Origin of the sequence: Flavobacterium sp. (assembly GCF_031409475.1) — a bacterium.
Classification (GTDB): domain Bacteria; phylum Bacteroidota; class Bacteroidia; order Flavobacteriales; family Flavobacteriaceae; genus Flavobacterium.
Window position 1 is genome coordinate 1 of record NZ_JANNXH010000033.1, and the last position, 11,756, is coordinate 11,756.

Sequence of the window (11,756 nt, forward strand, 5' to 3'; positions counted from 1 at the left end):
GTTTTCTCTTTGAGAATTCCCTCTATTAGATTCCGTTCTCTGGGTTGTATATTCTCTTGAAGGTTCAACTCGTTGTTGCGTGTTTTCTCTTTGAGAATTCCCTCTATTAGATTCCGTTCTCTGGGTTGTATATTCTCTTGAAGGTTCAACTCGTTGTTGCGTGTTTTCTCTTTGAGAATTCCCTCTATTAGATTCCGTTCTTTGGGTTGTATATTCTCTTGACGAGTTACCTCTTGTGGAAGTACTGTTTCGGTTTTGAGCATAATCGCCTTGATTTCTTGAACCTACATTCCTAGTTTCTCTTCTTTGATCTAATTCATAACGATTATTTACATTAGAATTTCTTCTCGAGAATGCATAATCAGGATGTTGTCTTTCGTAACTATTTGAACGATGTAGATTGTACATAGATTCTGCATTGTTACATCTTCTATAACTTACATAATTGTATTGATTGTAATTATTAATGCAAATGCCTAAATTATAGCGGTATCTAAAAACTGGAAATGGATTCCAAGCATAATAATAGTTTGGATAATAGTTCCAATTCCATGACGAGCAATAGGGACGATAATTTGAAATCCAAAATGATGCATATATAAGTGGTGTTGCATAATAAACTGGCTCGTAGATATAATTTGAGCCATACAAATACGAATTTCCAACTACTTGTAGATGAACTTGATTGAATCTGTCTTTTTCAACATCGATAGTAGCAACGTCTTGATAAACATCATAATCAAGAACTGATTGTATAATGATTACGTGAGTGTATTTTTCAACGGTTTCTATAACGCGCAAATAATCTACTTGATCATCATTATTTAAATCTAAATTTGATATTTGTAGTTTAGGGTCATTTAGCCGTCTTTCAAAATCCTGAAGATTTTTTGAATCACCAAAAATTGAAGCAACAGCTCTTAGATCCAGATTATCGCTAATATCTGTATTCGTTGCATTAATTGTGGTTCTGTTTTGTGCTTGAATTTGTGAGGCAAAAAAGGCGAACAAAAGGGTTAATTGTAATAGTCTAGTTTTCATGTTTCCTATAATTTAGTTTGTTATTCATAACTATCCAATTACTGTGCCAATCTATTTGGGGCTTAATATTTTAGTAAAAACATATTATGAATACTGCTGCCAAAAGGTTTATTTTTTTTAAAATATTAGATTTAATTATAGTTGAAGAATTATGTTAAAATTAAAAAAACCAAAATAGAATAAATTCAATTTTGGTTTTTTAGTGTTTAGGAAATATAAAAAATTATTTTCTGGGTCTGTTTTCTCGATATTGTTGTAATAACTTCTTATTAAAATTCTCTTCGGCTCTTTTTAATTTCAATATTTTTATTGGTGAAATAACTCCTTTGAGGCTTGTAATGAATTTTTTACGATTTAGATAAAGCTGATCATCATTGCTTTCCATTTGATTGAGTAGGGCAGAAGCCTCTTTCTCACTCAGTTTGTCTAAATTATCTTCGTCCATTCTATTGATGAAAGATTTCATTTTATGCGATCTAATTTCATTTTGTTTCTCTTCAAAAGTATTATAAAGAGGCCAAAATTTCATCGCTTCATCCGTAGTTAAGGATAACTCAGTAGTTATAAAACCTACTTTTAAAGCTTTTATTTGTTCTTTCTTCTCTCTAAAATTTGGTTGCGAAAAACTATGTATTGAAATCAATACGATTATAAGAAATAGTAGTTTGTTTGTTTTCATTTTTTTAATTTAATAAATAGTGTTCTAAATCTTTACTTTTTGAAAGTTCATTTTCAATAGTATTATCTTCAATATTGAGTTCAATACTCATTTCTTGAATATCTTTTTCATCCAGAAGGCTAACTAATTCAGCATCAGAAATACTAGAATTAGCAGTCAAATAGTTTTCAATTGTGGCATTATCAATTTCTTTTGATTGATTTAATTCATCGTAAATGGGGATGGACAATGCCATTACAAATAATGCAGCTGCAGTATAAGTCCATGTACTCCTTCTTTTGAAAAACGAAATAATTTTTGGTTCTTCTTTACTAACTTGTTGCATTACTCTAGCCGAAAAATCCTCAAAGTAATTCTCAGGAACTGTGTATCCAGTTTTAATTTTTTCTTCGTTTTCTAGTTTAAATGGTTTCATATTTTATTAGACGTCTTTTGTCTCAAAAGGTTTAATTATGGGTTACAAAGGCTTCAATTTTTTTTACCGCATGATGATAAGATGCTTTTAATGCACCTACAGACGTACCTAAAATTGTTGATATTTCCTCATATTTTAGTTCTTGAAAATATTTCATTTTAAAAACTAATTGTTGTTTTTCGGGTAATAATACTATGGCTTTTTGCAATTTTATTTGAATTTCATTTCCATCAAAATGTACATCAGCCTTTAGATTATCTATTGTTTTGTTCTGTAATTCTACAGATGTTATATTGTTTTTTTTTGCTTTTTGATTTAAAAATGTTAAAGCTTCATTCGTCGCTATACGATACATCCATGAAAAAAGTTTGCTTTCGCCTTTGAAATTTTTTAAATATTGAAAAACTTTTATAAATGTATTTTGTAATACATCGTCGGTATCATCATGATTTATTACAATATTCCGAATATGATTGTATAAAGGTTTTTGATAATTTTTCAAGAGTTCTTCAAACGCTTGGTTTTGCGTTTTGGGGTTCAATAATTTTTGAATGAATTCCTTTTCTTCTTGCAAAATTTTAATTTATTCTATTAGAATGGAACTTATTAAATAGGTTTAATCTATTGGATAATAAATAAATTTAAAATTCAGATTCTTGCTCTTTTTCATCTGATTCTGGAGCAACTTCTGGAGTGATTAATGTGGTTGCTGTTGGAGTTTTAACAGTGTTTTTTGGCCAAATTGGAAAATAAATTTCTGTTTTCCATTTTGAGGGGTTATTACTATCTTTTATGTTTACGGCATATACTTCGAGGTGAGAAAAAAGAGCATTTTTTATAATTTTATTTTTTTGAGTAAATTCTCTTGCTTTATCTAGAGCTTTGTCTCTGTGTGAGTAATCGCCTGTTAGTGTGGTTTTTATAGCGTCAAAGGCTTCTAATTTACCAGATAATATATCACTCCCAGAACTAGTGTAGATTGGGTTTTTGATTGGTATACAAATTGAGATTTTTGCTTGTTCATTTGTGGTATCATAAGTATGATAAATTACAAATGGTTTTCCGCTGAGTTCAATGTTATTTTGTTCGCAAAATCCAATAATTTTTGTAAAAACAATTCTAGTATTTTTTGTTAGATTTGAAAAAGTACTTGTAAAGGATTGTTTTAAATAAACGGCGTCACGTTTTTTTACTTGTCCTTCTACTTTTACAGAGAATGTATTTATTTCATAGTCTAATTTTTTATCTAAATTAGCTAAACTTTTTTCATGGATTTCGCTAATAAAATTTTCGATTCCACCATTTAATGCAGAGTAAATTTTTTGACTAAAACCCATTTTTCCTCTTGTACTCCAGGTCACTTTTGTACCACCTATAGTATCCTTGAAACTCCAATTTACATCTGAAACACTCCCATTATAATTCATTTTTTGTGAAACTCTTTCATTTTCTTTTACAAAAATAGTCTGAATATCTCCGTTACTGTCCTTTGCTTCCCAAGAGAAAGAGCCGCCTTTTCCAGTGGTGTTTTGGGAATACAAAACTTTAATTTCTGGATCTTCAACAGCAAATGAAACAAAGTCTTTCCAGTTTTTATAGTCATTTACATAATTAAATACAGCTGATTTGGGAGAGTTAATAATTCTACTTTTTACAATAGTGAAGTTTCCTTTTTGTGTAGCTACAAAAATTGTTGATGCAAAAAGGCTAAGAAGAAGTAAAAAGAATAAATATTTTAAAATTTGCATCGATTTAATTTATTTTGTTCTGTAAAGTTAGAAATTTTATCGTTTGAAAAATACCTTTATAATAAATAATATACCAATAAAAAGTAAAAATCCTAACAAAATTTTATAGTTTCCTTTATAATATATTTTGTGTAATGCTAAATCTTTGCGGTAAGCATAAATCATTGCTATAACAAATGCAATAAAAAAACAGCCTGCAAAAAGTAATTGTCCTGTGCTAAACATAGTTAAATATTTTTTTTACAAATTTAGGGTATTGTTTAATAAAAGCACTAATTTGCCTGTTCAATTAATCAAATAAAATTATGCAAAAACAAATCAACGCTGTCAAGGATTTTCATACTGCTTTCGTAATTGGTTATAGTGAAGCTCCTGTAGCGGACTTAGGTGAAATCAAAAATACGCTTCGCTATAATTTGATGAAAGAAGAAAATGAGGAATATCTGGAAGCAGTTCAGAATAATGATTTAATCGAAATTGCCGATGCGCTTGGTGATATGATGTATATTCTGTGTGGAACAATAATCGAGCACGGTTTGCAACATAAAATTGAGGAAGTTTTTGACGAAATTCAACGAAGTAATATGAGTAAATTAGGACAAGATGGAAACCCGATATATCGTGAAGATGGAAAAGTGATGAAAGGACCAAATTATTTTAAACCTGATTTTTCGAAAATACTTGGCGGAAGTTAGCAATTATCAGTTTTCAGATTTTAGTTGGGTAAAAAAGAAAGAGCGATTTTCAATTTTGAAAATCGCTCTTTCTTTTTATCTTAAACACGGACCACTACCAACTACACTTTTACAGTCCAACCAAAAGTATCTTCGGCTAGCTTATGTTGAATGTTTGTCAATTTATCTTTAAGTTGTAATGCTATTGAATTTTCAATTTTAGGTAATTCATAATAAATATCCTGAAATGAGAATCCAATAATTGGGTTAACAACTGCAGCAGTTCCTGCACCAAAAATTTCTTTTAAGCTACCGTTTTTGGACGCTTCAATTAGTTCCGAAACTAATACTGGACGAATGTCTACGTTTATTCCTTCATTTTTAGCCATATCAATTAGGCTTTTTCTAGTCACACCATCAAGGATTCTTTCGCTTATTGGAGCGGTTAATAATGTGTCGTTTATTCTAAAAAAAACATTCATTGTGCCAGCTTCTTCCATTTTTGTATGTGTGGCATCATCTGTCCAAATCACTTGTTGGAACCCCGCTTTGTTGGCTAAATTTGTTGGATAAAACTGTGCAGCATAATTCCCTGCAGCTTTTGCAGCACCTATTCCACCATTTGCAGCTCTACTGAAATGTTCGGCGATTAATACTTTTACCTCTCCAGAATAATATGATTTTGCAGGAGAAAGTATGATCATAAATTTATAATCATCGGATGGATTTGCAATAACACCAGTTCCGGTTGAAATCATAAATGGTCTAATGTACAAGGTATTTCCTTTCCCTTTTTTAACCCAAGCTTCGTCTAATTGCAACAATTGATTGAGACCATCCATAAAAATGTCTTCTGGGACTTCGGGCATTGCCATTCGTATTGCAGATGTATTGAAACGTTTGAAGTTTTCATCAGGTCTAAAAAGCCATAGATCATTATTGTCATCTTTGTATGCTTTCATACCCTCAAAAATGGCTTGGCCGTAATGAAAAACTTTTGCCGAAGGATCAAGTAAAAATGGTTTGTATGGTTTGATTATTGGTGTTTGCCACTCTCCATTAGTATAATCACATTCAAATAAATGATCTGTAAAAACAGCTCCAAAATTTAAATTTTCGAAATCTACTTCGTTTATTTTTGAAGTTGCAGCTTTAATTATTTCAATTTTGTTGGTTTGAGTTGTACTCATAATAGATTGTTCTTTTATACTAATTTTAAAAAATCGACAACGCTTCAAAAATTTAGTTTTGTTTAATGCTTACAAAATTAAATAAAAATCGAGATAATCCTTGCTAAAAAAATATTAATTGCAGCATTTAACTGCGATTTATTTATATTTTAATAAATTTATAAAATAGTTGACAATTTATATGGAATTTCTAAAAAATACAGATTTTTTAGAAGTATCTGTTTTTGTTTTGATTAAATTTGACATTCTGAACGACTTGAAAACAAGTCAAAATATTAAAAACACCTTTGGAAAGAGAAATTATCAAAACTCATGACGGCTCAACCACAATTCATATAAAGGAATGGGACGAATGTTATCATTCTAAATTTGGAGCAATTCAAGAAGCAAATCATGTTTTTATAAAAAATGGACTTAATTTATTTCAAAACAAAAAAATTTCAATTTTAGAAATTGGATTTGGAACAGGATTAAATGCTTTTATCACTTTTTTAGAATCAAAAAAACGAAGTCTAGCTCTAAATTATGTTGGAGTGGAAGCCTATCCAATTTCTTTAGCCGAAGTAAACGCAATGAATTATGTGTCTGAATTGAATGCAGAAAATGAAACTATTATTTTCGAAAAAATGCATAACAGCAATTGGGAAGAAAAAATTGATTTAAGTGAAAGTTTTACTTTGACAAAACGCAAACAGTTTTTTGCAGATATTGTTGATTTAGATTGTTTCGATTTAATTTATTTTGATGCTTTTGGATATAGAGTTCAACCTGAATTATGGAGCACTGCACTATTTAAAAAAATGTACGATGCGCTCAAGCCAAACGGAATATTAGTTACTTATGCTGCACGTGGCGTGGTAAAACGTAGCATGATTGAAGTAGGATTTACAGTTGAAAAATTAGCTGGTCCACCTGGAAAAAGAGAAATGTTTAGGGCACGAAAAAATTAAAATAATTTTGTTTTCACACCGTTTTATTTTCGATTTAGTTTGAATATAAAATTTTGTTAAACAATAATAATATTAATAATTACGTTATATATTTGTTTACAAATTTCCTTGTTACTATTTCTAATTTTAACCTCTAAATCTTAATTTATTATGTCGAAAATAATGTTTGATTATACTAAATCAGTTCTTGAAAGAGTTAGTTTTGACCCCATTCTTTTTTGTAAAGAATTAGAAAAAGCAATAAAAGCATTATTACCCTATGAAATTGAAGAATTGCGAGAGTGGTTACAACAATTTACAACAGGTAAACCTGAATTAAAGTTATGTTTATTGATAGTTAATATTTAAAAAAAGGAACCAATTTTGGTTCCTTTTTTTTATCTTTTTTGAATTGGGCTTATAATTTCAACATTTTGAAAAACTATGGCTCCTTTTATAATTCCTGCTATTGTATTGCTTAATGCATTAATGATATGAATTTTTAATTCGCTTTTAGGATAAATTAGGCTTACTTCTCTAGCTGGTTTTGGTTCCTTAAAGTGTTTTAGTTTTGTTTTATCTTTATCCTTCAAATCCAAAGTATGTAAGTAGGGCAGCAAGGTAATGCCTAAACCTTCATCTGCTAATTTTATTAGAGTTTCAAAACTACCGCTTTGTATTTGGAAATGATCAATTTCTATAGTACTGGCACTTTTGCACAGATTTAAAATTCCATCTCGAAAGCAATGTCCGTCTTGCAAAAGCAAAATTTCTTCAATATTTAAATCAGAAATCTCAATTTCAGATTTTAAATTAATTGTATGATTTTCAGGAATATAAGCCACAAATGGTTCGAAGTACAACACTATTTCTTTTATGTTATGATCCTCAAGTGGTGTAGATGCAATCGCTGCATCTAGTTTTCCGTTTTTTAAACGAATAATAATTTCATCTGTATTGAGTTCTTCAATAATGAGTTTTACTTTTGGATATTTTTTGATAAAATTATTCAAAAACATAGGTAATAAAGTAGGCATTATGGTAGGTATTATTCCCAATCTAAATTCGCCACCAATAAAACCCTTTTGATGCTCTACGATTTCTTTAATTCTATTAGCTTCAATTACAATATTCTTGGCTTGATTTACAATTTTTTGTCCAATATCTGTGAGTTGAATTGGTTTTTTGGTTCGATCAAAAATTAAAATTTTTAGTTCTTCCTCGATTTTTTGTATTTGCATACTCAATGTAGGTTGAGTTACAAAACATTTTTCGGCTGCTAGTGTGAAATTTTTATGTTCAGCAACTGCGAGAACATATTGAAGTTGTGTAATGGTCATTGTATAGTAATTTATGATGCAAATATAAAAAACTATCATTTTTAATTATGAAAATTTATGAAATAATTTTATGTTTAAATAACATTAAAATTTTAATACGTAAATTTTAAAATAATTTTACTCGATCTCTTCTAAATTCTCGTTAAAAGAGGAAGGCAATAATTGAGGAATAAATTTTATTAAAATAGGGAGTAATAAGCTTCCGCCTGGAATTAGAAAAATAGTTAGTGAAGGTATGGTTTTGCAAATGTCCAACAGTTGACTTTTTACTTTTTTCTTTTCTTTTTCATCCAAGTCTCTTTTAGTTGAAATCGCTAGTAAAATCATCAATTCTTTACTTTGTGAAATTTCTTTTGTGAGTCGTTTATTATTTCTAATAATCAATTTAACCACGTTTTGTGTGGTTTGATCATAGAATTTTTTAACTGGGTTAGAATAATTAAAATACGGAATATTGTTCTTATTTATAGTAATAAAGGAGTCCGTATTTATAATGCTTTCGGACACAAAATTATCAGAAACGCCCATATTTTCTGCTAATTTATATAAAAAATAAGCTTCGTTATTTTCAATTACTCCATCGCTCCACAATGCCATTCCTGCTAAATCAATTAGGTATTTTATTTCTAACTCATTTTTGAAATAATCTAATTTTAATTCTTCGAGATTTTGAACATTTAACTTGGTGTATTTATTATAACGAACAGATGCTTCGAATAGTTTTATTAATAAATCATCGTGTTTTGACTTATTTGATTTTGTTTTTAATGCAAGTGTAATAATACTAATGGCAGTTTCTTCAATTTTTTTTAAGTATTTCGCAGGAATTGAACTTTCGTTTAAAAAGTGTTGAAAGGCCAAAACATCTACAAAAAGTAATGCATTAGTTACAACATGCGAGAAGTTTTTGCTTATAATGTTATCGTTTGTTTGTACTCGTTCGTCTATGATGTTTTCTAAATTAGAAGCGGGAGTTCCGGTAGGCAATACTTTTTTTAATAAATTAAACCCTTGAGGATTCATTTCGTTATAGAAGGATATTGCTTTAGAAATAAAAAATTTTGAGTCCGTATCGTTTGTTGATAATCTATAGACTGAGTAAAGTGTGTTGAGTAATGCAACTTTAGAAATTTCGTTTTGTAACCAACTATTTGTATCAAAAGTAATAGAGTTGTCAATGGAAATTATGTGCCCATAAATAAACCCGGTTGCTCTAATTTTATTATAAAGCACACTTGGGTCTTCAATTGCCGGAGACAAAATTGATTTTTGCTCTGCGAAAAATTTTACTATCCAACCGTTTGCCGAAGGGTTAATCATTGCCTTAATTTATGGCACAAATCTATGATTTTTTAGCAATACAAATATTTTTTTTATGTTGCTTTTTTATTAATAATTCCCTCTTGATTTTATATTTTTTTGACAAAGTTCTATAATTTCTTTAATTCTAGTATTCCTTGTTTCTTGACGTTTGGCTTGGTTGAGCCAGTACAAATAACTTTTTCTGTAGGATGGACTAAATTTATTATAATTATCAAAAGCCATTTTTTGTTGCTCGAAAGCTAGTAATAAATCTTCTGGAATTAGTAGATTTTCAACTGCATCTAATGCTTCCCATGAACCATTTTGTTTTGCAGTATTAATTTTTGCTAAACCGCTTTCATGAATTAAATTTTCTTTGAGCAGTTTTTCGATGTAGGTTTTATTGAGTTTACTCCAAACGCTTTTGTCTTTCCGAGGAGTAAACATTTGTTTTCTTCGTTCTTCGTCCAGTTTTTTTACAGTAGAGTCAATCCAACCATAACAAAGTGCAACTTGAACAGCTTCTTCCCAACGCATACTTTCATTGGCACTATTTACGCGATAAAAAATCAAGTAAATTCCTTTAGATAAATGATGATTTTCATGCAACCAATGGCGCCATTCTATTGCGTTTTTAAAATAATACTGTTCTTTATCTTCCAATAAATTCTTATTTAATAATTGCAGTACAAGCCACTCTTGCTCCGGAATTTCCAGTAGGTTGAGTTACGAAATCATCTGCTCCAGCATGAACAATTAACCCTTTTCCAAGTATGTCTTTTGTGTCATCGCCGCAACCTATACACCATTCTGTTGTTGTTAAAGTGATGGTTCCATTACCATTTTCATCAGCAGTAAAATTGCCAATATCGCCTTTGTGATACTCTTCGACACCCCATTTTCCGTGCTTTTTGAAAGTGGGATTCCAATGCCCACCAGCAGAGCTTGCATCTGCAGCAGAACAATCTGATTTTTCATGGATGTGTATTGCATGAATTCCGGGTTTTAATCCAGCGATTTTTGCTGCAAATGTAACTGCGCCTTTATTTTCTATGAAAGTTGCTGTACCACTTGTAGTTGTGTTACTTTTAGATTCAAAAGTAAGGGTTAGCTTTTTAGAATCGTTTGAATTGGTATTGGTTTTGCAACTAATAACAACAGCTACAAATAACGCAATTGTAAAAAATATTTTTTTCATGATCAGTAAAAATTATATGTGTTGTAAATTTAAGGTTTAATTATAGATTTTGTAAATGAAAGTTAAATTATAAAGATTATTTTTTGATTTCACTCTAATGTGTCTATTTTATGTAGGTAAATTATCATCAAAAACTGTTCTCGATACATTTTTTTTTTCTGTTTTACTCCCGTTGCTTCAGGACAAAAAACACTCAAATTGACGTTTGCAATAATTAAACCCAACGGGTTTAGATAATATTACCCGTTGGGTGCAATTAAATTATTTGTGTTTTAATGTTGTTTATTGGTCTTTCAAAAATAAATTTATTGATGAATTGCACCAAAGTTAATGCTGTTATTTTAGCTAAAATTCTTGTTTTAAAACCTTGAAAAGATTTAGCATAATTTCGTCTAATCATAAATTGATCACACAATTGAGAGAATAAAGTCTCTATTCTTTTTCTGGATTTTCTAAATATGTAAGGCTGTTTTTTATACCCAATTTGATTGATTCTCATAGGAGTTTCTAATTTTATATTAGCTGTTTCAAACAAATCTAACTGTAGTGTTGAAGACAAATAACCTCTGTCTCCAAGTAACACACAATCAGACATTTGATGTTTTAAATCTTTTAATAAATGTACATCGTGAACACTTGCTTTTGTAATATCTATTGATTGAAAAACCCCAGAAACAGTACAAACCCCGTGTAGTTTGTAACCATAAAACCAAGAGTTTTGAGATGCACAAAAACCTTTATCTGGCGCAGTCTGAAAATCATCTTTGCAAATTTTAATCCTACTATGGCGAGCCATTTTACAAATCTCAAGAGGCATACTATCAACAACAAAATAGTTCTCAAATTCTGTGAATTTTGAATATAAATGCTTTCTGATTTCTTCAGCGAAAGGAAATAATTTTTTCCTTCTCTTATTATACTGACTTCGGTCAATTAGATTAGTAATTTGTCCATTTTGCAACTGATTAAAAAATGAATTTTCACTGTCAATAGACATGAATTCAGATGTTAGACTTAAAGCAACTACTTCTAAATCAGACATTTTAAGCTTTCTACCAGCTCGAATTTCTGTGTTTAAAGAAATATCCAAAGAACTTATAACTTCTAAAATTTTAAAATAATTTTTTACTATATTTGACATAAATATTGGTGGTTTAGCGACTTCAAGATACTGAATTTCAGTATCTTGACCAATATTTATTCAACTTATTTTACTTTAAATAATTGCACCCAACGGGTT

General features: G+C 29.6%; 14 protein-coding genes. 3 read left to right on the forward strand and 11 right to left on the reverse strand.

The features are described from left to right. The 5 genes from RMO53_RS06480 to RMO53_RS06500 form a co-directional block, all read right to left on the reverse strand. The coding region (locus tag RMO53_RS06480) for a hypothetical protein (RefSeq protein WP_310379121.1) at window positions 1-1,041 on the reverse strand (1,041 nt) is incomplete at its 3' end. A gap of 223 nt (window positions 1,042-1,264) precedes the next feature. Next, window positions 1,265-1,720, reverse strand: coding sequence for a sensor of ECF-type sigma factor (locus RMO53_RS06485; protein ID WP_310379123.1), 456 nt, complete (start codon window positions 1,718-1,720; stop codon window positions 1,265-1,267). A 4-nt stretch (window positions 1,721-1,724) separates the two neighbouring features. Continuing rightward, window positions 1,725-2,135, reverse strand: a complete 411-nt coding sequence (locus tag RMO53_RS06490) for a hypothetical protein (protein ID WP_310379124.1) — start codon at window positions 2,133-2,135, stop codon at window positions 1,725-1,727. 31 nt (window positions 2,136-2,166) lie between these two features. Beyond that, window positions 2,167-2,709, reverse strand: coding sequence for a sigma-70 family RNA polymerase sigma factor (locus RMO53_RS06495; RefSeq protein ID WP_310379125.1), 543 nt, complete (start codon window positions 2,707-2,709; stop codon window positions 2,167-2,169). A gap of 67 nt (window positions 2,710-2,776) precedes the next feature. Next, window positions 2,777-3,883: an SRPBCC family protein gene (locus RMO53_RS06500; protein WP_310379126.1), complete on the reverse strand. Its 1,107-nt coding sequence runs from the start codon at window positions 3,881-3,883 to the stop codon at window positions 2,777-2,779. A 305-nt stretch (window positions 3,884-4,188) separates the two neighbouring features. Between RMO53_RS06500 and RMO53_RS06510 the strand changes: the two genes are divergently transcribed. Next, entirely contained in the window at window positions 4,189-4,578 is a 390-nt protein-coding gene (locus tag RMO53_RS06510) for a nucleoside triphosphate pyrophosphohydrolase family protein (protein ID WP_310379130.1), read from the forward strand. A gap of 101 nt (window positions 4,579-4,679) precedes the next feature. Here RMO53_RS06510 and RMO53_RS06515 read toward each other — a convergent pair whose 3' ends face one another. Beyond that, window positions 4,680-5,747 carry a branched-chain amino acid aminotransferase gene (locus RMO53_RS06515; RefSeq protein ID WP_310379131.1) on the reverse strand — a complete coding sequence of 356 codons (1,068 nt, stop codon included), beginning with the start codon at window positions 5,745-5,747 and terminating at the stop codon, window positions 4,680-4,682. 287 nt (window positions 5,748-6,034) lie between these two features. Between RMO53_RS06515 and mnmD the strand changes: the two genes are divergently transcribed. Both mnmD and RMO53_RS06525 read left to right on the forward strand, forming a co-directional pair. Continuing rightward, on the forward strand, window positions 6,035-6,697 hold the full coding sequence (gene mnmD / locus RMO53_RS06520) for a tRNA (5-methylaminomethyl-2-thiouridine)(34)-methyltransferase MnmD (RefSeq protein WP_310379133.1): 663 nt from the start codon (window positions 6,035-6,037) through the stop codon (window positions 6,695-6,697). A gap of 150 nt (window positions 6,698-6,847) precedes the next feature. Next, entirely contained in the window at window positions 6,848-7,045 is a 198-nt protein-coding gene (locus RMO53_RS06525) for a hypothetical protein (protein WP_310379135.1), read from the forward strand. Between the two features lie 29 nt (window positions 7,046-7,074). On the opposite strand, the gene RMO53_RS06530 is transcribed toward RMO53_RS06525, so the two are convergent. From RMO53_RS06530 to RMO53_RS06550, 5 genes are all read right to left on the reverse strand, one after another. Further along, a complete protein-coding gene (locus RMO53_RS06530) occupies window positions 7,075-8,016 on the reverse strand; it encodes a LysR substrate-binding domain-containing protein (RefSeq protein ID WP_310379136.1) in 942 nt (313 codons plus the stop codon). A 117-nt stretch (window positions 8,017-8,133) separates the two neighbouring features. Continuing rightward, on the reverse strand, window positions 8,134-9,336 hold the full coding sequence (locus RMO53_RS06535) for an LETM1-related biofilm-associated protein (protein WP_310379138.1): 1,203 nt from the start codon (window positions 9,334-9,336) through the stop codon (window positions 8,134-8,136). A 69-nt stretch (window positions 9,337-9,405) separates the two neighbouring features. After that, window positions 9,406-9,981 carry a YdeI/OmpD-associated family protein gene (locus tag RMO53_RS06540; protein WP_310379140.1) on the reverse strand — a complete coding sequence of 192 codons (576 nt, stop codon included), beginning with the start codon at window positions 9,979-9,981 and terminating at the stop codon, window positions 9,406-9,408. A 7-nt stretch (window positions 9,982-9,988) separates the two neighbouring features. Beyond that, on the reverse strand, window positions 9,989-10,516 hold the full coding sequence (locus RMO53_RS06545) for a superoxide dismutase family protein (protein WP_310379142.1): 528 nt from the start codon (window positions 10,514-10,516) through the stop codon (window positions 9,989-9,991). A gap of 256 nt (window positions 10,517-10,772) precedes the next feature. Then, entirely contained in the window at window positions 10,773-11,558 is a 786-nt protein-coding gene (locus RMO53_RS06550; protein ID WP_310379144.1) for an IS982 family transposase, read from the reverse strand. Window positions 11,559-11,756: the final 198 nt, after the last annotated feature.

Bases quoted from the DNA above. Each gene is read 5' to 3' on its own strand.
- RMO53_RS06485 (WP_310379123.1), bottom strand. From the start codon at position 1,720: ATGAAAACAAACAAACTACTATTTCTTATAATCGTATTGATTTCAATA.
- RMO53_RS06490 (WP_310379124.1), bottom strand. From the start codon at position 2,135: ATGAAACCATTTAAACTAGAAAACGAAGAAAAAATTAAAACTGGATAC.
- RMO53_RS06500 (WP_310379126.1), bottom strand. From the start codon at position 3,883: ATGCAAATTTTAAAATATTTATTCTTTTTACTTCTTCTTAGCCTTTTT.
- RMO53_RS06510 (WP_310379130.1), top strand. From the start codon at position 4,189: ATGCAAAAACAAATCAACGCTGTCAAGGATTTTCATACTGCTTTCGTA.
- RMO53_RS06515 (WP_310379131.1), bottom strand. From the start codon at position 5,747: ATGAGTACAACTCAAACCAACAAAATTGAAATAATTAAAGCTGCAACT.
- RMO53_RS06525 (WP_310379135.1), top strand. From the start codon at position 6,848: ATGTCGAAAATAATGTTTGATTATACTAAATCAGTTCTTGAAAGAGTT.
- RMO53_RS06530 (WP_310379136.1), bottom strand. From the start codon at position 8,016: ATGACCATTACACAACTTCAATATGTTCTCGCAGTTGCTGAACATAAA.
- RMO53_RS06535 (WP_310379138.1), bottom strand. From the start codon at position 9,336: ATGATTAACCCTTCGGCAAACGGTTGGATAGTAAAATTTTTCGCAGAG.
- RMO53_RS06545 (WP_310379142.1), bottom strand. From the start codon at position 10,516: ATGAAAAAAATATTTTTTACAATTGCGTTATTTGTAGCTGTTGTTATT.
- RMO53_RS06550 (WP_310379144.1), bottom strand. From the start codon at position 11,558: ATGTCTGATTTAGAAGTAGTTGCTTTAAGTCTAACATCTGAATTCATG.